Origin of the sequence: Citrobacter sp. MGH 55 (assembly GCF_016906145.1) — a bacterium.
Lineage (GTDB): Bacteria > Pseudomonadota > Gammaproteobacteria > Enterobacterales > Enterobacteriaceae > Citrobacter_A > Citrobacter_A amalonaticus.
Genome location: NZ_CP070239.1, coordinates 663,427 through 684,898 on the forward strand (window position 1 = coordinate 663,427; position 21,472 = coordinate 684,898).

The following is a 21,472-nucleotide window of genomic DNA, read 5'->3' on the forward strand; positions in this document are numbered from 1 at the left end:
ACGTTGAAGAATGTGCAAGAAATGCGAATGCCCGTCATAGTTCAGGCGTCAGGCGGAACCCATGCCCGTCCGATCGCAGAACCCTGCACGCCGTGCGTATTCAGATAACGATCCAGCTCGACCATCCCAGTCCAGCGGTTTTCGCACCACAACGGTGCCAGCAGCGTGGGACGGCGCGCGCTGGCGGAAATACGATGATAAATCACCTCCGGCGGGGTATGACGGATCATCTCGCCTGCGGTTCGCGTGTAGTCATCCAGTTCAATCCCGTTCAGACGCCCTGCTTCCCACGCTCTGGCCATAATGCTGCCCTTCACGATGTGCAGCGGATGCAGTTTGATGCCATCCACTCCCGTCTCCACCACCCGCTCAAGCGTTTGCAGGCATTCCGCTTGCCGTTCTCCCGGCAGGCCGACAATAAGGTGCGAACAAACTTTCAGGCCGCGCTCACGGGCAAGGCGGGTCGTGCGCTGATAACAGGCAAAATCGTGACCACGATTAATACGGTGCAGCGTTTTGTCATGCGCGGTCTGCAGCCCCAGCTCCAGCCACACTTCATAGCCCTGGTCTTTATACTCACAGAGCAGATCGAGAACCGCCTCCGGTACGCAGTCGGGACGCGTTCCCACGCACAGCCCGACAATACTGGCCTGACTGACCGCCTGCTGATACATCGAGCGCAACACCTGCACTTCAGCAAAGGTACTGGTATAGGCCTGGAAATAGGCCAGATAGCGTTTCGCACGATTAACCAGATGCGCCTGGTGCGCGAGTTGTTCGGCGATCGAATGATGCTGCTGCGCTTCATCCGCAAAAGAGGCAACATTACAGAAAGTGCAGCCGCCGCGTCCGATGGTGCCATCGCGATTTGGGCAGCTAAATCCGCCGTGGAGCGTCAGTTTATGAACCTTTTGCCCATAACGCCGAGAAAGATCCCCACCAAACATATTGACTAATTTCTGTAACTGCATAATCTGATAGACCGCGCCTTGAAAAGAGGCCAAAGCCTGCCATTTTTAGCCCTTGTCGGCGATGACCTGGATCAATCGCCCCGGCAGGCTTTTATCAATTGCATATCCATTCAAAATAAACGATATTTCATTCACAACCCAGCCAATTACTTTTCCTTATCTCCGGTCATTTTTTTTATCTTCTGACGTCGATTGCGCAAAAACAGTATCATGAGATGTCATATCGCAACAAACCAGCACAAAACACTACATCTGACGACGAATAAAGCGGAGACATGAGCTAACAAGCGGTTATGACAGTGAGACAGATCACACTCCTCGCCTCGTTTCCAGTACGTTAATTCAATGTCAAAATGATATTATTTTCAGTATTTTCATGAAGATAAATGTTCTATAGCACATTATTAGAGAAATAAGATTGCCATTTGACCTGTGTGTGGATTCCCGATAACGTGGAAATCCGCTGGAAGCTTTCTGGATGAGCGGTGTGCTCATCATATTTATGCAGTAATTGAGATTCCCTCTGACAGCAAGTCCTCAAACTTGTTTGACCTAAGCGAAATGGATAAAGAGGGCGAATGCGAGGTACGCGTATGACACGCAAACCCCGTCGCCATGCTCTTGGTGTGCCCGTGCGCAAACGGTATCGGAAGGGGGTCTCGCAGAGCCTGGGGAGGTTCACTGATATGTTGTACGATAAATCCCTTGAGAAGGATAACTGTGGTTTCGGCCTGATCGCCCACATAGAAGGCGAACCTAGCCACAAGGTAGTGCGTACCGCCATACACGCACTGGCCCGAATGCAGCACCGTGGCGCAATCCTCGCTGATGGTAAAACCGGCGATGGTTGTGGTCTGCTGCTGCAAAAACCTGACCGCTTTTTCCGCATCGTTGCGCAAGAGCACGGCTGGCGTTTAGCCAAAAACTACGCGGTTGGCATGATCTTCCTGAACAAAGACCCTGAACTGGCCGCCGCCTCTCGCCGTATTGTCGAAGAAGAGCTTCAGCAGGAAACTCTGTCGATTGTTGGCTGGCGTGATGTACCAACCAACGAAGGTGTACTGGGTGAAATCGCCCTCTCCTCCCTGCCGCGTATTGAACAAATTTTCGTGAATGCCCCTGCGGGCTGGCGTCCGCGCGATATGGAACGTCGTCTGTTCATCGCCCGTCGCCGTATTGAAAAACGACTACAGGAAGACAAAGACTTCTACGTCTGTAGCCTGTCAAACCTGGTCAACATCTATAAAGGTCTGTGTATGCCGGCGGATCTGCCGCGCTTCTACCTGGACCTGGCGGACTTGCGTCTGGAATCGGCCATTTGCCTGTTCCACCAGCGTTTTTCCACCAACACCGTGCCGCGCTGGCCGCTGGCGCAGCCGTTCCGCTATCTGGCGCACAACGGCGAAATCAACACTATTACCGGTAACCGCCAGTGGGCTCGCGCCCGTACCTATAAATTCCAGACCCCGCTGATACCGGATCTGCACGACGCCGCGCCGTTCGTTAACGAAACCGGCTCCGACTCCAGTTCCATGGATAATATGCTGGAACTGCTGCTGGCGGGCGGGATGGACATCATCCGCGCCATGCGTCTGCTGGTGCCGCCAGCCTGGCAGAACAACCCGGATATGGATCCGGATCTGCGCGCCTTCTTTGACTTTAACTCCATGCATATGGAGCCATGGGACGGCCCGGCCGGTATCGTCATGTCCGACGGGCGTTTCGCCGCCTGTAACCTCGACCGTAACGGTCTGCGTCCGGCGCGCTATGTCATCACCAAAGACAAGCTGATCACCTGCGCATCTGAAGTCGGGATCTGGGACTACCAGCCTGACGAAGTGGTCGAAAAGGGCCGTGTCGGCCCCGGCGAACTGATGGTTATCGACACCCGCAGCGGTTGCATTCTGCACTCCGCCGAAACGGACGACGACCTGAAAAGCCGCCATCCGTATAAAGAGTGGATGGAGAAAAACGTCCGCCGCCTGGTGCCGTTTGAAGATCTGGCAGACGATCAGGTGGGCCAGCGTGAACTGGACGACGATACGCTCGCCAGCTACCAGAAACAGTTTAATTACAGCGCCGAAGAACTGGATTCCGTTCTCCGCGTGCTCGGCGAAAACGGTCAGGAAGCGGTCGGTTCAATGGGTGACGATACCCCGTTTGCCGTGCTTTCCAGCCAGCCGCGCATCATTTACGACTACTTCCGCCAGCAGTTTGCCCAGGTGACGAACCCACCTATCGATCCGCTGCGTGAAGCGCATGTCATGTCGCTGGCGACCAGCATCGGTCGCGAGATGAACGTCTTCTGCGAAGCGGAAGGCCAGGCGCACCGTCTGAGCTTTAAATCACCAATTCTGCTGTACTCGGATTTCCAGCAGCTCACTACGATGAAAGAAGAGCATTATCGCGCCGACCGGCTCGATATCACCTTCGATGCAACGCAAACCACGCTGGAAGAGACAGTCAAAGCGCTATGCGATACCGCCGAGCAAATGGTCCGCAGCGGCACCGTTCTGTTGGTACTGACAGACCGTAATATCGGCAAAAACCGCCTGCCGGTACCGGCACCGATGGCCGTCGGCGCAGTACAAACGCGCCTGGTTGATCAGAACCTGCGCTGCGACGCCAACATCATTGTCGAAACCGCAAGCGCTCGCGATCCGCATCACTTCGCCGTGCTGCTGGGCTTTGGCGCGACGGCCATTTACCCGTACCTCGCGTATGAGACGCTGGGCCGTCTGATCGACACTCAGGCGATCGCCAAAAACTACCGTACCGTGATGCTGAACTACCGTAACGGCATCAATAAAGGGCTGTACAAAATCATGTCCAAAATGGGCATCTCGACCATCGCCTCCTACCGCTGCTCCAAACTGTTTGAAGCGGTGGGCCTGCATGATGATGTCGTGAATCTCTGCTTCCAGGGCGTGGTCAGTCGCATCGGCGGCGCGGGCTTTGCAGACTTCCAGCAGGATCTGCTGAACCTGTCCAAACGCGCCTGGCTGGCACGTAAACCTATTTCACAGGGCGGCCTGCTGAAGTATGTGCATGGCGGCGAATACCACGCCTACAACCCGGACGTGGTACGAACCCTGCAACAGGCGGTTCAGAGCGGGGAATACAGCGACTATCAGGAATACGCAAAACTGGTCAACGAGCGTCCCGCGACGACACTGCGCGATCTGCTGGCAATTAATCCTGGCGACAACGCGGTCAGCATCGAGGAAGTCGAACCGGCGAGCGAACTATTCAAACGTTTTGATACCGCTGCAATGTCGATCGGCGCACTAAGCCCGGAGGCACATGAAGCACTGGCCGAAGCGATGAACAGCATCGGCGGTAATTCCAACTCCGGCGAAGGCGGCGAAGACCCGGCGCGCTACGGCACCAATAAAGTGTCACGCATTAAGCAGGTGGCCTCTGGTCGCTTCGGTGTCACCCCGGCGTACCTGGTTAACGCCGACGTGATTCAGATTAAAGTCGCCCAGGGTGCGAAACCGGGAGAAGGTGGTCAGCTACCGGGTGATAAAGTGACCCCGTACATCGCCAAACTGCGCTACTCGGTACCGGGCGTGACGCTGATCTCCCCGCCACCGCACCACGATATCTACTCTATCGAGGATTTAGCGCAGCTGATTTTCGATCTGAAGCAGGTGAACCCGAAGGCGATGATCTCCGTGAAGCTGGTGTCCGAACCGGGCGTCGGTACCATCGCGACCGGCGTGGCGAAAGCCTACGCTGACCTGATCACCATCGCCGGCTACGACGGCGGTACCGGCGCGAGCCCGCTCTCTTCGGTAAAATACGCAGGCTGTCCGTGGGAACTGGGCCTGGTGGAAACCCAGCAGGCGCTGGTCGCCAACGGCCTGCGTCATAAGATCCGTTTGCAGGTCGATGGCGGTCTGAAAACCGGCGTGGATATCATCAAAGCGGCGATCCTCGGTGCAGAAAGCTTCGGCTTCGGTACCGGCCCGATGGTGGCGCTGGGCTGTAAATACCTGCGTATTTGCCATCTCAACAACTGTGCAACCGGTGTGGCAACCCAGGACGACAAACTGCGCAAGAACCATTATCACGGTCTGCCGTTCAAAGTAACCAACTACTTTGAGTTTATCGCTCGCGAAACGCGCGAACTGATGGCGCAGCTTGGCGTGACGCGTCTGGTGGATCTGATTGGCCGTACCGACCTGCTGAAAGAACTGGACGGGTTTACCGCCAAACAGCAGAAACTGGCGCTGTCCCGACTGCTGGAAACCGCGGAGCCGCATCCCGGCAAAGCGTTGTACTGCACCGAGAACAACCCGCCGTTTGATAACGGTGTACTGAACGCACAGTTGCTGCAACAGGCGAAACCGTATGTTGATGAGCGCCAGAGCAAAACCTTCTGGTTCGATATTCGTAATACCGATCGTTCTGTTGGCGCGTCGCTCTCGGGATATATTGCTCAGACCCATGGTGATCAGGGGTTAGCCTCTGACCCAATAAAAGCGCACTTCAGCGGTACCGCAGGCCAGAGCTTCGGCGTCTGGAACGCGGGCGGCGTGGAGCTGTACCTGACCGGCGATGCTAACGACTATGTCGGCAAAGGCATGGCGGGTGGTCTGCTGGCGGTGCGTCCTCCGGTCGGTTCCGCTTTCCGCAGTCATGAAGCGAGCATCATTGGCAACACCTGCCTGTATGGCGCGACCGGGGGTCGTCTGTATGCCGCAGGGCGTGCGGGTGAGCGTTTCGGGGTGCGTAACTCCGGTGCGATCACCGTGGTGGAAGGGATTGGCGACAACGGGTGCGAATACATGACCGGCGGAATCGTCTGTATCCTCGGCAAAACCGGAGTGAACTTTGGCGCGGGTATGACGGGCGGGTTCGCCTACGTGCTGGATGAAGATGGTGAGTTCCGTAAACGTGTAAACCCGGAACTGGTCGAAGTGCTGGGCGTTGACGAACTGGCTATCCACGAAGAGCATCTGCGTGGCCTGATCACCGAACACGTGCAGCATACCGGTTCACAGCGCGGGGAAGAGATTCTGGCTAACTGGTCAGCTTTCGCTAACAAATTCGCGCTGGTTAAACCGAAGTCCAGTGATGTGAAAGCACTGTTGGGTCACCGTAGTCGTAGCGCAGCAGAGCTGCGTGTGCAGGCGCAGTAAGGGGTAGCAGCAATGAGTCAGAACGTATACCAATTTATCGACCTGCAGCGCGTTGATCCGCCGAAGAAGCCGCTGAAGATCCGCAAAATCGAGTTTATCGAAATCTACGAACCGTTTTCAGAAGGTCAGGCAAAAGCACAGGCGGATCGTTGTCTTTCCTGCGGTAACCCGTACTGTGAGTGGAAATGCCCGGTTCATAACTACATTCCGAACTGGCTGAAGCTCGCCAATGAAGGACGCATTTTTGAAGCTGCGGAACTGTCTCACCAGACCAACACGCTGCCGGAAGTGTGCGGTCGCGTGTGCCCGCAGGACCGTTTGTGTGAAGGTTCTTGCACGCTGAACGACGAGTTCGGTGCCGTCACCATCGGCAACATCGAGCGTTATATCAATGATAAAGCGTTCGAAATGGGCTGGCGTCCGGATATGACCGGCGTTCGCCAGACTGACAAGCGGGTTGCGATCATCGGTGCCGGTCCAGCCGGGCTGGCTTGTGCCGACGTGTTGACCCGCAATGGTGTGAAGGCCGTGGTGTTTGACCGTCATCCAGAGATTGGCGGCCTGCTGACCTTTGGCATTCCGGCCTTCAAGCTGGAAAAAGAGGTGATGACTCGCCGCCGTGAAATTTTCACTGGCATGGGAATCGAGTTCAAACTGAATGTGGAAGTGGGACGTGACGTACAGCTCGACGACCTGTTGCAAGAGTACGATGCGGTATTCCTCGGCGTCGGCACCTATCAGTCCATGCGCGGCGGGCTGGAAAACGAAGACGCCGATGGCGTATTTGACGCCCTGCCGTTCCTGATCGCCAATACGAAGCAGATCATGGGCTTTGGTGAAACCACCGACGAACCGTACGTCAATATGGAAGGTAAACGCGTGGTGGTGCTGGGCGGTGGCGATACCGCCATGGACTGCGTGCGGACCTCCGTTCGTCAGGGCGCAACGCATGTCACTTGTGCCTATCGCCGTGACGAAGAAAACATGCCGGGTTCCCGACGCGAAGTGAAAAACGCGCGTGAAGAAGGTGTGGAGTTCCAGTTCAACGTGCAGCCGCTGGGTATTGAAATCAATGCGAATGGTAAAGTCAGCGGCGTGAAAATGGCACGTACCGAAATGGGTGCGCCGGATGCGAAAGGCCGCCGTCGCGCGGAAATCGTTCCCGGTTCCGAACATGTGGTTCCGGCGGATGCCGTTGTGATGGCGTTTGGCTTCCGCCCCCATAACATGGAGTGGCTGGCAAAACACAGCGTCGAACTGGATTCTCAGGGCCGTATTATCGCGCCGGAAGGCAGCGATAACGCCTTCCAGACCAGCAATCCGAAAATCTTCGCTGGCGGTGACATTGTGCGTGGTTCGGATCTGGTGGTGACCGCCATTGCCGAAGGCCGCAAAGCGGCTGACGGGATCATGAACTGGCTGGAAGTGTAGTAAACCTTTCTGACTCCCCTGCTCTGAGTTCTCGCTCAGGGATGGGGAGTCACCCTTTCTTTTCGCTATATCCCACCTTCATTCTTCGAAAGCGGCTCGCAAATTTCGCCGTAAATGAATGTAATGGGCTGAGTAGAATTGACCGTATATCCCTTTAAATGTACTGATAGCGAGATATTTTCAATCCGTAACTATCATGTCAGGGATAATATGATGGCAACAACATCGGCACAGCCCGCCGGCGATTATCAGCAAATCCACAACGGCATAATCCATCTGCTGGATACTGCCAGGACAGAGACCGTCCGCAATATCAACGCGATCATGACGGCGACGTACTGGGAAATAGGTCGACGTATTGTCCAGTTTGAGCAGGACGGTGAAGCGCGGGCAGCTTATGGTGCTCAACTGATTGAGCAACTGTCCATAGATTTAACCCGGCGCTATAAGCGTGGTTTCTCAACCAGCAACCTGCGGCAAATTAGAGCTTTTTACCTTTATTTTCAGCATATTGAAATTCACCAGACACTGTCTGGCGAATCTTTAAATCTCAAACAACTCGCCAGGATATTCCCGCTGCCCTGGTCAGCCTATGTCCGTCTCCTGTCAGTTAAAAACCCCGATGCCCGCACCTTTTACGAGAAAGAAACATTACGCAACGGTTGGTCAGTACGACAACTCGATCGGCAAATCGCGTCTCAGTTTTACGAACGTACGCTGCTGTCTCATGATAAACCCGCGTTGCTGCAACAGGCTGCGCCCACCGTGCCCGAAGTCTTACCAGAATACGCAATACGCGATCCCTTTATTCTCGAATTCCTCGATCTGAAAGATGAGTATTCTGAATCCGATCTGGAAGAAGCACTGATTAACCATCTGATGGAGTTTATGCTTGAACTCGGGGACGATTTTACGTTTGTCAGCCGACAGCGCCGGTTACGCATTGACGATAGCTGGTTTCGCGTCGACCTGCTTTTCTTCCATCGCCGCTTGCGTTGTCTGTTAGTTGTTGACCTGAAAGTGGGCAAATTCAGCTATGCCGATGCAGGACAAATGAACATGTACCTTAACTACGCCAAAGAGCACTGGACAATGCCGGGGGAAAATCCGCCAGTAGGGTTAATCCTGTGTGCGGGAAAAGGGGCTGGAGAAGCGCACTACGCGCTGAACGGTTTACCGAATACCGTGATGGCAAGTGAATATAAAGTGCAATTGCCTGACGAAAAATTACTGGCAGATGAACTCATTCGTTCGCAATTGGCGCTGACAGCGCAGCAAGCGGTATCCCCAGAAACATCATTGACAAAATAATGAACGGGATGGATGTGTAAAGCGTAAGACCGGATGGTAATAACCATCCGGCATTTTCATGCGCCTAACAGGCTGGCGCGAACCTTGACGACAACTTTCTTAATCTCTTTCGGTTCTTCCACGCTGCACCCCGGTTTGTGCGGCTCTCCGGGCATAAACACCGCGAACATGCCTGGCTGTAGGGTAATGGTCTGACTACCCGCTATCTCGCGACAAAGCTGATAATCCTCCTCAACATGTACCTCTTCACATTGCCGCGCAGAATCCGCCACGCCGAAATGAATGCGTTCCTCTCCCGCCAGCAGTAGCTGGATATCGATGTATTGCTCGTGCAGTTCGGCCTTTTTCTCTGAGGCCGATTGCGTGGCAAACTGCATTACGTTCATAAAGATATCGTCCCCGCGTAGCTCAACGCGACCAGGGGATTGCTCCTGCGGTCTGGCGGTCAACGCCAGCGTCAGCGCCTCTTCCAGAACGGGATGTAAACCGGCAGCAGACAACGAACGAACTTCACCTAATATCATCTTTCTCCCCTTTCGCTAACAATGCCGCGCCCAGCAGTCCCGCGTCGTGGCGGTAGTGTGCCGGGCTTAATTCTACGTGATAAACCGAAGGCATCCGTTCGAGACAGGCGCGGACCTGCGACAGATACCCCTGCGCCAGCCCAACGCTGCCGCCGACAACCACCCGCTGACAATCGGTGACCGCTTTCGTATCGGCAATCAACCGTGCCAGCACCTGTGCGGAGTCAGCAACCAGTCGGCGGGCCTGTTCATCGCCCTCTGCCGCACGGGCAAAAATGGTTTTCGCATCGCATCCGGCAAGCGAGCCTTGCGCTGCGGCAGCAATACCGCGTCCCGACGCGATAGCCTCGACGCATCCCACTCGTCCACAGCCGCACACCGGCCCATTAGGGTCCGCGAGGGTATGACCCAGGTGTCCGGCCAAACCACCTGTACCGGTGACTAGCTGACCGTCGTTGACCACACCGCCGCCGACGCCGGTTGAAACGGTGATAAACACCATATCCCGCGTTTCATCGGCAATTGCATGATATTCCGCCCATGCGGCAGCCTGTGCATCGTTGATCGCCAGCGTTGGTAAGCCGGTGAGGGCTTCTAACGTCTGCACCAGTGGAAAGTGAAGCAACCCGCCCAAATTAGAGGGATTTATCGCCAACAGGTGGCCTTCGCGGATAATCCCCGTCGAGGCTATCGCCACCCGATGCGCTTGCGACTGCAACGGTTGCACCAGTGTTTTCAGCGCGTCGCGTAGTGCCGGAGACGTTTTACTGGCAGGGGTGGGCAGCTCACGACGTTCGCGAATCTGCAAATCATCCTCCACCAGCGCGGCGGCGAGTTTCGTACCGCCAATATCAATGGCCAGCGTCGTCATAGCACCGCCCTTTTCAACGCTGTGTTATACCATTCACAGATGTGCTCCAGCCGGGTAATCGCAGATCCGACCGTCACTGCCCAGGCGCCGTGACGCATTGCTTCACCGGCCTGCGCCGGGGTATTGTAGCGACCTTCAGCAATCACCCGGCACCCGGCTTCACTCAGCGATTTCACTAGCACCAGATCCGGTTCATCAGGGGTTTCTGCGGTGGTGTAACCCGAAAGCGTGGTGCCAATAATGTCTGCACCGAGCGCCTGACAGGCCAGGCCGTCCTCCTGCGAGGAGCAATCGGCCATTGCCAGCAACTGGTGGTGATGGACACGCGCCAGTAGCGCCGCAACTGGCACCGGACGCACGCGGTCGGTGCCATCAATCGCGATAATGTCCGCGCCGGCCTGCGCCAGCGCATCGACATCCTCCAGAAACGCGGTGATGCGCACAGGAGAATCCGCGAGATCGCGTTTGAGAATGCCGATTATCGGTACGGAAACCACGGCACGCGTCGCCTTCAGATTCTCAATCCCTTCAATACGTAACGCGACGGCCCCAGCCTGCTCTGCCGCCAGCGCCATCGCCGCCACAATCTCGGGTTTATCCAGTGGACTGCCGGGAACCGGCTGGCAGGAGACAATCAAACCACCACGCGCGGCAATGCTTTTATCCAGTTGTGCAAGTAACGACATACTTCTTCCCTTACGTGTATTGCCCGGTGCAGGACCGGGCAAGTGGATTAACTTTTGCTTTTGACTAAGGGGCTTTTATCGCCGCCGAACGGGATAGCGCCGCTGAACGGCTTACCGTCAATGGCGTCATGGGTACGCAGCGCCTCCGGTCGCAGCCAGCGCTGGACGCGGGATGGCATATCCAGACCAATCAGTAGAATCACCACAAAGGTCAGGCTGAAAGAGAGCGATCCCAGCGCGGTGCCCAGATCCAGTCGTTGGGCAATCAGCGCCCCCAGGATCGGTGCCAGCGCCCCGCCGAGCGCCCCGACGTTATAGGTGAAACCCAGACCCGCCGCACGCTGATCGGTATCGAAATAACCGCCAATCAGTTTCGGTAAGATTCCGGAGATCCCTTGCCCCAGCATCTGCTGGAAAAACAGAAGTAAACCAAGTACCCAGACATTGGTACCGCCAATGGCAAACACCGGAATGATCAGCAGTTGTGAGGCCAACAGACTGTAAACATAAGCTTTGCGGGTCCCCAGCCAGTCACCAAGGAAGCCACCGACGCAGCAGCCGACCGCAGCACCAAAGCCGCTAAAGAAGAGTACGCGCGCCACGGTGGAAGGATCGTATGCCAGTTCCGTTTTCAGATAGGTGGGCAACAGCGCCTGAATCGGCCACGAGTAGAGGAAAGCAAACAGGACAACAATCATGAGCATCACGCCCGTCGGCCAGCGCTTGCCGCTACTTTGTACCATGAAGCTGATAAAGATCACCGCACACAGCAAACCCAGTACCGCGACAATCGCCGCATTTTGCAGGTCCCCGGCAAAACAGAACCACAGTGCGATCGCCGCCGCTGTCGTCATCAGAATGTTGACGACACGATGTTCACCCCGATAAAGAATATCGACCATCGTGCGTACCGGCGCTTTGCCTTCATGCTTCTCTTTCCAGTCCTCTGCTTCCGGTATGTTTTTGCGTAGCCAGAGGGCAAAAATAATCGGCAGAATGCCAATGAAGAACAGCGCGCGCCAGCCCCAGACCGGCACCACCAGGCTGTAGACCTGAGCCGCAATCACGGCACCAACGGAGAACCCCGAGATCAGAAAACCACTGGCCTTATTACGCAGATGTTTTGGCCAGCTTTCAATAACATAGGTCGCACTGGAACCGTATTCGCCCGCCATCCCCATGCCAATCACCAGTCGGGCGATAAACATAGTGGTGTAACCCGGCGCAAAACCACAGGCCAGCGTTCCCATTGAGAACAGAATAATACTGGTGACCATCGCCAGACGACGCCCATACCGGTCACCCATCGCGCCCAGCATTAACCCGCCAAACCAGCGGGAAATAAAGGCTGCCGAAATCAGGCTCGCCGCCTGAACCGTCGTCAGCCCGAACTCTCCTTGTACTTCCGTCAGCACAAGGGCTATCAACACAAAATCAAAACCATCCAGCAAATATCCCAACCATGCGGCGGAGAATGCCCGCCATTGCGCCCGGTTGAGATGGCGATACCACGGGATGCTTTGGGTAGAAGTACTCATTTTACTCTCCCGACGATTTTTGTTGTTGTGCCGGATGACGACTCTGCCTTATCCGGCACACGATGCTTTTTTGTCGGCCGGGTAAGCGCAGCGCCCCCGGCACTACGTTACGCGGTTACGCCTTCTCTGCCATTAACTGCTGCGCCAACGCCTTCAGTTCCGGCAGATATTTTTCATCCACGGGGGCAAACGGCTTACGGCACAGCGGTACAGAAACCACGTCCATATAGTGCAGAACCGTTTTCAGCCCACGGAACACGCCAGCCTTAATGAGGAGATCGATAACCTTATTGCACTCTGTTTGCAGTTTTTGCGCAGTCCGGATATCTCCTTCTTTGAGCGCTTTCACAATTCCCAGATATCGCCAGCCCATGATGTTGTAAGTGCTGCCGATACCGCCGTCCGCTCCGGCCAGCAGGCCTGAAGCGAAAATTTCGTCATAACCGTTATAAAGCACCAGATCCGGATGCGCGCGACGGATCTGCTCCATCTGGAACAGATCGCCCGACGTTTGTTTCAGTGCGCCAACGCCAGGCAACGTCACCAACGTGTTGATCTGATCCAGCGTTAACTTCACGCCGCTCAACGCCGGAATGTTATAGACCACCATCGGCAAACCATCCGCCGAATCAATAATGGCCCGGTAATGATCGCAGTGCTCTTCAAAGCTGAACGGATAGTAGAACGGCGTCACCGCAGAGACCGCGTCAAAGCCGTAACGATGCGCGGCACGGGCGAGCTGCTGGCTCTCATGGGTGCTGACCGTTCCAACGTGAGCGATCAGCGTGACTTTGCCCTTCGCCTCTTCCGCGACGACTTCCAGCACCTGCTCCCTTTCCGCACAGCTCTGTACAAAGGCTTCGCCGGTGGAACCGCCCACGTACAGCCCATCGATCCCCTGAGCGATGTTAAAACGCACCAGCCGGCGCAGGCTTTCAATATCCAGCTTCTGTTGGTTATCGAAAGGGGTTAACAACGCTGGCATTACGCCTCGTAAATCTTTTGCCATAACGACCTCTGTCATGATTAGTGTTATCTAACTGCATACCTTTATACCTGTTATACCAGATCAAATAAGCAGCAATACAATACAGAACGCTTATAGTGCGATCTGCTTCACTAAACGATCGTCAGGATCGCGATCACTTACGCATTTTTGAATGTTGACCGAGGGCGTGCCAGGTGGCGGAAACGCTGTTGAGATGAGATTGCAGTGCGCGATCGGCCTCATCTGGATCGCGTCGGCGAATCGCATCAACGATAGCGATATGCTGCTGATAACTTACATTATTATGCTCGAAAAGCTCGCGATCCGGCACGGTCGGGCGAGCGGCGATCAGCCAGTCCAGCAGCGCTACGTGGATCGCCATAAAGATCGGATTGCCGGGGATCTCCGCCAGCACGCGATGAAAATCGACATCTGAACGGATGAACAGCGTATTGTCATCCAGCGACTGGCTGTTGATCTCCAGCGCTTTTGCCAGCAGATCGATCTGTTCTTCTGTGGCATTCTCCGCTGCATAACGCACGAGACTGGACTCAAAGAACAGGCGCAACTGCTCAAAGTGGGCAATGCCGCCAGGATGTGCGAGGAAATCTTTTGCCATTCCGGACAGCTCACCAATGATGGTATCCGCCGAAGGACGGGAAACACGGGCACGTTCGCCGTTGTTGATTTGCACCAGGCCTTTACGCTTCAGCGCGGCCAGTGCCTCACGCACAGAGGGACGACCGACGTTGAAAAAGGCCATCAGTTCCCGTTCGGACGGCAACTGTTCCCCCTCGCCGAACTCACGGCGACGGATCATCTGCTCTAACTCTTCCTCGACCATTTCCGACAGCTTTTTTCGCGCCAGCGGACGACGGCGAAGGCTACGCCCAATAGTGGCTGGAGAATCTTCTGCTTGAGAATCGAATGCGTTCATAAGACCTATTTGCGAGTCACGGTGACAAACAACAGCAGGCTCATCGTAACACAGGATCGGAAGGAGGGTGAAACCACGGTCGGTGCGATCAAAAACAGGCCCAGCGGGGCCTGTTTTCATCTATTTAACAACACGTAATGCCGGTCGTCCACCACGCGGCGGCGGCGGATCGTCATCCGGATTGTTGTCATCGTCATGATCCGGTTTATCACCATCAATGACTGACATAACGGTTTCGCTCTCTGCGCCAGATGTCGCGTCATCATCATTAAGACTGGCAACATCTTCGTCATAGGCCGCTTCCGGTTCAAACATCGTTCCGGCACCGTTTTCACGCGCATAAATAGCCAGCACCGCCGCTAATGGCACAGAAACCTGACGCGGAACGCCGCCGAAACGCGCATTAAAACGCACCTCATCGTTAGCCAGTTCCAGATTCCCCACCGCGCGCGGTGCAATGTTCAGGACAATCTGCCCGTCGCGGGCATATTCCATCGGAACATGCACACCCGGCAACGTCACATCCACCACCAGGTGCGGCGTGAGCTGGTTGTCCAGCAACCACTCATAAAATGCACGCAGCAGATACGGACGGCGCGGTGTTAGCTGTGACAAATCCATCAGTATTAACCCCGGCCAAGACGCATTTCGCGTTCAGCTTCGGTTAAGGACGCCAGGAAAGAATCACGCTCAAAGACGCGGGTCATGTAACCCTTCAGCTCTTTCGCGCCCGCACCGCTGAACTCAATACCCAGCTGCGGCAGACGCCACAACAGCGGCGCCAGGTAGCAATCCACCAGGCTGAATTCATCGCTCAGGAAATACGGTTTCTGACCGAATACCGGTGCAATCGCCTGCAGTTCTTCACGCAGTTGTTTGCGAGCAACGTCAGCTTCTGATGCAGACCCGTTAACGATGACGTTCATCAGCGTATACCAGTCTTTTTCGATACGGTGCATGTACAGGCGGCTTTCGCCACGTGCTACCGGGTAAACCGGCATTAATGGCGGATGCGGGAAACGCTCATCCAGGTATTCCATAATGATGCGAGATTCCCACAGGGTCAGCTCACGATCTACCAGTGTCGGGACGCTCTGATTCGGGTTGAGGTCAATCAGATCCTGAGGTGGATTGTCCTTTTCCACGTGTTCGATCTCGAAACTTACACCTTTCTCAGCCAGCACAATGCGGACCTGATGGCTATAGATGTCAGTAGGACCAGAAAACAGCGTCATTACCGAACGTTTGTTGGCAGCGACAGCCATGAAAACCTCCAGGTATATTCAGAATTTTTACTGCTACCAGCCATCGCATGGCCAGTCAGAAGTGATGTCACCCACGTCGGAAAAGTCATCATCGTTCAAAAAGCAAACAAAAAATGAGCAATACCCGATATTTGGGCAGAAAATTGGATGATAGTTTACCAGATTTTGTGACCTTTGTGGTGAGTCGATTCTGGAAATGGGGAAAAAGAGGGTTTTGTCAGAGGATTACGCCAGATTTATCCATAAAAAAACCCGCCGAAGCGGGTTTTTTCGCCAACCGTAATCTGCCAAAGGCAGAAAACAATTAACGTTTGGAGAACTGCGGACGACGACGTGCTTTACGCAGGCCGACTTTCTTACGTTCAACCTGACGAGCATCACGAGTAACGAAGCCTGCTTTACGCAGTTCGGAACGCAGGGACTCGTCGTACTCCATCAGAGCGCGGGTGATACCGTGACGGATCGCACCAGCCTGACCAGAGATACCACCACCTTTAACAGTGATGTACAGATCCAGTTTCTCAACCATGTCGACCAGTTCCAGCGGCTGACGAACTACCATGCGGGCAGTTTCACGACCGAAGTACTGTTCCAGAGAACGTTGGTTGATAACGATTTTGCCGTTGCCCGGTTTGATGAAAACGCGAGCTGCGGAACTTTTGCGGCGACCAGTGCCGTAGTATTGATTTTCAGCCATTGCCTATAATCCCGATTAGATGTCAAGAACTTGCGGTTGCTGTGCCGCGTGGTTGTGCTCGTTGCCAGCGTAAACTTTCAGTTTACGGAACATAGCACGACCCAGCGGGCCTTTTGGCAGCATGCCTTTAACCGCGATTTCAATCACACGCTCAGGACGGCGAGCAATCATCTCTTCAAAGGTCGCTTCTTTGATACCACCGATGTGACCGGTGTGGTGATAGTACACTTTGTCAGTACGCTTGTTGCCGGTTACAGCAACTTTGTCAGCGTTCAGAACGATGATGTAATCACCGGTATCTACGTGCGGAGTGTATTCCGCTTTATGCTTACCGCGCAGGCGAATAGCCAGTTCAGTAGCCAGACGGCCCAGAGTTTTACCGGTCGCGTCAACAACGTACCAGTCGCGTTTTACGGTTTCTGGTTTAGCTGTAAAAGTTTTCATTAAAAGCTTACCCAATAAATAAGTTACACGTTGGTGAACACCCAAACGTTATGTCAGTTGAGGTTCACACGACAAAGTCCGGCAAACCTACCCCTTCGAATAGCCAATGCCAGCACACAAAAAGTTTTGGGAAAAAAACTTTCTTGTAACGTGGGGTCGCAAGATTATAGAGAAGTCGGGGTCAAAGATCGACCCCTTTCTGTGATTTGCACAACAGTTTATTGGCCGCGATCAGGGCATGTGTTCTTGCTTGAGATATTCCTCGCTCTGCATCTCCTGCAAACGCGACAGACAGCGCTGGAATTCGAACTTCAGTCGCTCCCCCTGATACACCTCATATAAAGGCACAGCGGCGCTTACCACCAGCTTGACGTGGCGTTCGTAAAATTCATCCACCAGCGCGATAAAACGACGCGCTTCGCTTTCCATTAACGGTGTCATCACCGGCACGTCAAACAGCATAACCGTATGGTAGAGGCGTGACAGCGCAATATAGTCGTGCTGGCTGCGGGCATCAATGCACAGCGTATGAAATGAGACCGCCAGCGTCTGGTTTTCCATGCCCAGCGTCGGCAATGGACGATGATTAATCTCCAGAACCGGTCCCTGCTGTTCACGTTTGGTGCCAGCCAGCGCCAGCCAGAGGTTATCCATCTGCTGCTGCGTTTCATTATTCAGTGGTGAGAGCCACAAATGCGCCTGGGTCAACGTCCGCAGTCGATAATCCACGCCTGCATCTACGTTCATGATGTCGCAATGCTGCTTAATCGCATCGATGGCGGGAAGAAAACGCGTACGCTGTAACCCGTTACGGTACAGCTCATCTGGCGGTATATTCGAGGTCGCCACCAGCGTAATACCGCGCGCAAACAGCGCCTTCATCAGCCCGCCGAGCAGCATGGCATCGGTAATATCAGACACAAAAAACTCATCAAAGCACAGCACATCTGTTTCTGCCTTAAAGCGGTCGGCCACGATGTCGAGCGGATCGGTTTGTCCCTGCAGCGCGGTTAACTCCTCATGCACGCGCAGCATGAAGCGATGGAAGTGCAGACGCTGCTTACGAACGCCAGGCAGGCTGTGGTAGAACAGATCCATCAGCCAGGTTTTCCCCCGACCAACGCCCCCCCACATATATAAGCCTCGCACCGGCGCGCTGTGCACCTCTTCCTTTTTCCCCAGCAGTTTGCCCACGCGGGCCATAAACCCTTTTGCTTCGGAAGCCGCAGGGGGGTTCACCGTTAACGCCTGGTAAATGATCTCCAGACGATTGACCGCTTCTCTCTGCACGTCGTCGGGTTGGTGAGTGCCTTCGTTAATGGCTTTCAGGTAACGCGATGTGGGGGTAAAGCTCTGCATGATGTTATTGTTATTCCTTGAAAATCGGTGTGCCGTCGTTCACGGTTGACGAAAAAAAGGCCGTTCTACACTACGCGATATAAAGACGGGATTCCACTTCTGTGGGATTAGCGGTTATAGTGGCAGTATCAGGCGCAGGCATGGAGCCTAAAGCCAACACCCTACGGAAACAAAAGACAACGGGAGATGTTCATGACCTGGGAATATGCGCTAATTGGGTTAGTCGTCGGCATCATCGTCGGTGCTGTAGCCATGCGTTTTGGTAACCGGAAATTACGCCAGCAACAGGCGTTGCAGTACGAACTGGAAAAGAATAAAGCTGAGCTGGAAGAGTACCGCGAAGAACTGGTCAGCCATTTTGCCCGCAGCGCCGAGTTGCTGGACACCATGGCTCACGATTACCGTCAGCTGTATCAGCACATGGCGAAAAGCTCCAGCAGCCTGCTGCCGGAACTGTCTGCGGAATCTAACCCGTTCCGTAACCGTCTGGCTGAATCTGAAGCCGGCAACGACCAGGCTCCGGTACAAATGCCGCGTGACTACTCCGAAGGCGCATCCGGCCTGCTGCGTAGTGGCGCAAAGCGCGACTAACCGCACAGCCATAATATTTTTCCTGGGCGCAGCGATTGCGCCCACCTCTTCTCTCCCGTCCCGACTATCATTTAATCATTATCCGCATTGTTAGCAGATTGAAAATTCAATAACATCAAACTGTTTTGAATCGTCTTTCCCTTTACTCAAGGTACGAGAGCAGGATCAATGAAAATACAAACCCAGCTGTTGAGTGCATTAGCGTTAAGTGTCGGGTTAACTCTCTCGGCGCCGTTTCAGGCCATTGCGTCGATCCCAGGCCAGGTTCCCGGCCAGCCCGCGCTTCCCAGTCTTGCCCCGATGCTCGAAAAAGTGCTGCCTGCCGTCGTTAGCGTGAAGGTTGAAGGCACCGCCACTCAAACGCAGAAAGTCCCGGAAGAGTTTAAAAAATTCTTTGGCGATGATCTGCCCGATCAGCAGGCACAGCCGTTTGAAGGACTGGGTTCCGGGGTCATTATCGATGCCGCAAAAGGCTATGTTCTGACCAACAATCATGTGATTAATCAGGCGCAGAAAATCAGCGTTCAGTTGAATGACGGGCGTGAATTCGAGGCCAAACTGATTGGCAGCGACGATCAAAGCGACATCGCCCTGCTGCAAATTCAAAACGCCAGCAAGCTGACGCAAATCGCCATCGCCGACTCGGATAAACTGCGCGTTGGTGATTTTGCTGTGGCGGTCGGTAACCCGTTTGGTCTGGGGCAAACCGCCACCTCCGGTATCGTCTCCGCGCTGGGACGCAGTGGGTTGAACCTGGAAGGTTTGGAGAACTTTATTCAAACCGATGCTTCAATCAACCGCGGGAACTCCGGCGGCGCGCTGCTTAACCTGAACGGCGAGCTGATCGGTATTAACACCGCTATTCTTGCGCCTGGCGGCGGCAGCGTCGGGATCGGTTTTGCCATCCCCAGCAATATGGCCCGCATCCTGGCGCAGCAGCTGATTCAGTTTGGTGAAATCAAGCGGGGCCTGTTGGGGATTAAAGGGACCGAAATGTCCGCCGACATCGCCAAAGCATTCAAGATAGATGTGCAGCGCGGTGCCTTTGTCAGCGAAGTACTGCCAAACTCCGGTTCAGCCAAAGCGGGCATTAAGTCCGGCGATGTGATTACCAGTCTCAACGGCAAACCGCTCAACAGTTTTGCTGAGCTGCGCTCCCGGATTGCCACCACAGAACCCGGTACTAAAGTGAAGCTGGGCCTGTTGCGTAACGGCAAACCGCTGGAAGTGGAAGTGACGCTTGATACCAGCACCTCGTCATCTGCCAGCGCGGAGATGATTGCCCCGGCATTACAGGGTGCGACGCTGAGTGATGGTCAGCTCAAAGACGGCAGCAAAGGTATCAAAATTGACAGCGTTGAAAAGAGCAGTCCCGCCGCACAGGCTGGTTTGCAGAAGGATGATGTGATCATCGGGGTCAACCGTGACCGCGTGAATTCTATCGCTGAGATGCGCAAAGTGCTGGAAGCCAAACCGTCCATTATTGCGCTACAGATCGTCCGCGGTAACGAGAGCATTTATCTGCTCCTGCGTTAAATCCAGACGACCGGGCATCAGCCTCGCGTGTGATGTCCGGTTAACTCGTGATATGCTGCTGCCGTTCCCTTTATTAATGACGCCTCCATCATGTTAGTGAAGCTCTTACGTTCGGTTGCAATTGGTTTGATTGTTGGCGCCATTCTTCTGGCCGCCATGCCTTCGCTACGCAAAATCAACACGCTTTCTGCACCGCAATATGACAGTGCCGACGAGACGCCCGCCAGCTATAACTCTGCGGTACGTCGCGCGGCCCCCGCTGTGGTCAACGTCTATAACCGCAGTATGAACAGCACCGCGCATAATCAGCTGGAAATCCGCACCCTGGGTTCAGGCGTGATCATGGATCAGCGCGGCTACATCATTACCAACAAGCATGTGATCAACGATGCCGATCAAATCATCGTCGCCTTGCAGGACGGGCGAGTGTTTGAAGCGCTGCTGGTTGGCTCCGATACGCTGACCGACCTGGCGGTACTGAAAATCAACGCCACTGGCGGTCTGCCGACGATTCCGATCAACGCCGGGCGTTCACCGCATATCGGTGACGTAGTCCTGGCGATCGGTAACCCTTATAATCTCGGACAAACCATCACCCAGGGCATTATCAGCGCCACGGGGCGTATCGGCCTGAACCCAACCGGACGGCAGAACTTCCTGCAAACGGATGCCTCGATCAACCACGGTAACTCTGGTGGGGCGCTGGTGAACTCGCTGGGTGAGCTCATGGGTATCAACACCCTGTCGTTCGATAAAAGCAATGACGGCGAAACGCCGGAAGGGATCGGCTTTGCCATTCCGTTCCAGCTGGCAACCAAAATTATGGATAAGCTGATCCGCGATGGTCGTGTTATCCGTGGCTACATTGGGATTGGTGGTCGTGAAATTGCCCCACTGCACACGCAGGGCGGCGGTATGGACCAAATCCAGGGGATCGTCGTGAACGAAGTGGCGCCGGATGGCCCGGCGGCGCAGGCCGGTATTCAGGTTAACGACCTGATTATCTCCGTGAACAGCAGACCTGCGGTCTCCGCACTGGAAACCATGGACCAGGTAGCAGAGATTCGCCCTGGTTCGGTCATTCCGGTGATTGTCATGCGTGATGATAAGAAGCTGACGCTACAGGTCACTATTCAGGAATACCCGGCAACCAATTAGTTATCGGCAATCAGGCAA

At 54.8% G+C, this 21,472-nt stretch carries 18 protein-coding genes; 6 read left to right on the forward strand and 12 right to left on the reverse strand.

Annotation, left to right across the window (positions count from 1 at the left end):
• Positions 1-41: 41 nt before the first annotated feature.
• Entirely contained in the window at positions 42-971 is a 930-nt protein-coding gene (locus JTI98_RS02525; protein ID WP_081048487.1) for a TIGR01212 family radical SAM protein, read from the reverse strand.
• A 686-nt stretch (positions 972-1,657) separates the two neighbouring features.
• Between JTI98_RS02525 and gltB the strand changes: the two genes are divergently transcribed.
• The 3 genes from gltB (at position 1,658) to JTI98_RS02540 (ending at position 8,860) form a co-directional block, all read left to right on the forward strand.
• Positions 1,658-6,118 carry a glutamate synthase large subunit gene (gene gltB / locus JTI98_RS02530; RefSeq protein WP_216081892.1) on the forward strand — a complete coding sequence of 1,487 codons (4,461 nt, stop codon included), beginning with the start codon at positions 1,658-1,660 and terminating at the stop codon, positions 6,116-6,118.
• Between the two features lie 12 nt (positions 6,119-6,130).
• Positions 6,131-7,549: a glutamate synthase subunit GltD gene (gltD, locus tag JTI98_RS02535; RefSeq protein ID WP_042998313.1), complete on the forward strand. Its 1,419-nt coding sequence runs from the start codon at positions 6,131-6,133 to the stop codon at positions 7,547-7,549.
• Between the two features lie 213 nt (positions 7,550-7,762).
• Complete coding sequence (locus JTI98_RS02540) at positions 7,763-8,860, forward strand: YhcG family protein (RefSeq protein WP_193762928.1); 1,098 nt, start codon at positions 7,763-7,765, stop codon at positions 8,858-8,860.
• Between the two features lie 56 nt (positions 8,861-8,916).
• Here JTI98_RS02540 and nanQ read toward each other — a convergent pair whose 3' ends face one another.
• The 11 genes from nanQ to zapE form a co-directional block, all read right to left on the reverse strand.
• Entirely contained in the window at positions 8,917-9,384 is a 468-nt protein-coding gene (gene nanQ / locus JTI98_RS02545) for an N-acetylneuraminate anomerase (protein ID WP_058587507.1), read from the reverse strand.
• Positions 9,371-10,255: an N-acetylmannosamine kinase gene (locus JTI98_RS02550; protein WP_044263659.1), complete on the reverse strand. Its 885-nt coding sequence runs from the start codon at positions 10,253-10,255 to the stop codon at positions 9,371-9,373. The genes nanQ and JTI98_RS02550 overlap by 14 nt, the downstream gene beginning before the upstream one ends.
• A complete protein-coding gene (locus JTI98_RS02555) occupies positions 10,252-10,941 on the reverse strand; it encodes an N-acetylmannosamine-6-phosphate 2-epimerase (protein WP_044263661.1) in 690 nt (229 codons plus the stop codon). The genes JTI98_RS02550 and JTI98_RS02555 overlap by 4 nt, the downstream gene beginning before the upstream one ends.
• A gap of 47 nt (positions 10,942-10,988) precedes the next feature.
• Positions 10,989-12,479 (reverse strand): MFS transporter, encoded by a 1,491-nt coding sequence (locus tag JTI98_RS02560; RefSeq protein ID WP_044263663.1) that lies wholly within the window; start codon positions 12,477-12,479, stop codon positions 10,989-10,991.
• A 115-nt stretch (positions 12,480-12,594) separates the two neighbouring features.
• Complete coding sequence (nanA, locus tag JTI98_RS02565; protein WP_058587505.1) at positions 12,595-13,488, reverse strand: N-acetylneuraminate lyase; 894 nt, start codon at positions 13,486-13,488, stop codon at positions 12,595-12,597.
• A gap of 133 nt (positions 13,489-13,621) precedes the next feature.
• On the reverse strand, positions 13,622-14,413 hold the full coding sequence (gene nanR, locus JTI98_RS02570; protein ID WP_080343284.1) for a transcriptional regulator NanR: 792 nt from the start codon (positions 14,411-14,413) through the stop codon (positions 13,622-13,624).
• A gap of 111 nt (positions 14,414-14,524) precedes the next feature.
• Complete coding sequence (gene sspB / locus JTI98_RS02575) at positions 14,525-15,025, reverse strand: ClpXP protease specificity-enhancing factor (RefSeq protein ID WP_042998320.1); 501 nt, start codon at positions 15,023-15,025, stop codon at positions 14,525-14,527.
• Between the two features lie 5 nt (positions 15,026-15,030).
• Positions 15,031-15,669, reverse strand: a complete 639-nt coding sequence (sspA, locus tag JTI98_RS02580; protein WP_042998321.1) for a stringent starvation protein SspA — start codon at positions 15,667-15,669, stop codon at positions 15,031-15,033.
• Between the two features lie 304 nt (positions 15,670-15,973).
• On the reverse strand, positions 15,974-16,366 hold the full coding sequence (gene rpsI, locus JTI98_RS02585; protein ID WP_000829818.1) for a 30S ribosomal protein S9: 393 nt from the start codon (positions 16,364-16,366) through the stop codon (positions 15,974-15,976).
• Between the two features lie 15 nt (positions 16,367-16,381).
• A complete protein-coding gene (gene rplM, locus JTI98_RS02590) occupies positions 16,382-16,810 on the reverse strand; it encodes a 50S ribosomal protein L13 (RefSeq protein WP_042998322.1) in 429 nt (142 codons plus the stop codon).
• 231 nt (positions 16,811-17,041) lie between these two features.
• Positions 17,042-18,169 (reverse strand): cell division protein ZapE, encoded by a 1,128-nt coding sequence (zapE, locus tag JTI98_RS02595; RefSeq protein ID WP_216081893.1) that lies wholly within the window; start codon positions 18,167-18,169, stop codon positions 17,042-17,044.
• Positions 18,170-18,361: 192 nt separating this feature from the next.
• On the opposite strand from zapE, the gene zapG reads away from it, so the two are divergent.
• The 3 genes from zapG (at position 18,362) to degS (ending at position 21,454) form a co-directional block, all read left to right on the forward strand.
• Positions 18,362-18,760 carry a Z-ring associated protein ZapG gene (zapG, locus tag JTI98_RS02600; RefSeq protein WP_043001761.1) on the forward strand — a complete coding sequence of 133 codons (399 nt, stop codon included), beginning with the start codon at positions 18,362-18,364 and terminating at the stop codon, positions 18,758-18,760.
• 168 nt (positions 18,761-18,928) lie between these two features.
• Complete coding sequence (gene degQ, locus JTI98_RS02605) at positions 18,929-20,296, forward strand: serine endoprotease DegQ (protein ID WP_042998324.1); 1,368 nt, start codon at positions 18,929-18,931, stop codon at positions 20,294-20,296.
• 90 nt (positions 20,297-20,386) lie between these two features.
• Positions 20,387-21,454, forward strand: coding sequence for an outer membrane-stress sensor serine endopeptidase DegS (gene degS, locus JTI98_RS02610; RefSeq protein WP_042998325.1), 1,068 nt, complete (start codon positions 20,387-20,389; stop codon positions 21,452-21,454).
• The last annotated feature ends 18 nt before the right edge of the window (positions 21,455-21,472 follow it).